An 806-nucleotide genomic window follows, 5' to 3' on the forward strand; every position below is an offset into this window, starting at 1 on the left:
TCTGCTTCATCTAGATAGTCCTGCCAAATATGCCGATGAATTTGTTTGGTGTGATTTTGACTTTGTGTACAGTTATCTAAATACGAGCAGGACTTACATATCTCTGACTCAGACGCATATTGCTTATAGCCTTCTCTAGTCGTTGTACGATAAGAGAGAATTTGCCCGTTGGGGCAAATGTAACAATCAAAATATGCATCATATACGTATTCACTCTTTTTCAAATAACCAGCTTTTGTTCTTGGACGAGTGTAAGGCATGACAGGTCTTATCTCTTGATCCATTAAAAACTTAGCGAGATAAGGTGTTTTATATCCCGCATCTACTGCGACTACATTTGGTTTTCCGACTTTCTCTGATACCTCTGATACGAGTGAATCCAACATACGACTATCATGAACATTTCCGCCTGTGACCAACGAGCCTAAAATAAATCCTTTTGAATCACAAGCTGTATGAAATGAATAAGCAAATGACTTTTCACGTTCATCCTTTACATAGTAGCCACTTTCTGGGTCAGTCGTGCTAACTTTAACTTCTTTTGTTTCTTCTTTATTCTGTAGGGGTAAGGGCTTTTTTCCATGTTCTTCACGATCAATATTGATCTCCTCATGGAGCTGATTTTGATAACTTCTCGTCTCTACTCGAACGACTTTCTTTTCAAGTTTCTTCTTATTGGCATTCGCCTTGACATGAGTGGAATCAATGAAGGCAATTGAAGGGTCAACGAACCCTTTTTTCATCGCTTCTCTTAAGATTCGATAAAAAATTTGTTCAAATAAATCTGTATCGTGGAAGCGTCTCAC

At 38.2% G+C, this 806-nt stretch carries 1 protein-coding gene; it reads right to left on the minus strand.

The window, feature by feature from the left end; genetic code table 11:
- On the minus strand, positions 1-806 hold an 806-nt coding region (locus SB660_RS18890; RefSeq protein WP_410583741.1), incomplete at both ends, for a transposase.

Origin of the sequence: Bacillus sp. SIMBA_005, assembly GCF_046535585.1 — a bacterium.
In the GTDB taxonomy this organism is placed as follows: Bacteria; Bacillota; Bacilli; order Bacillales; family Bacillaceae; genus Bacillus; species Bacillus pumilus.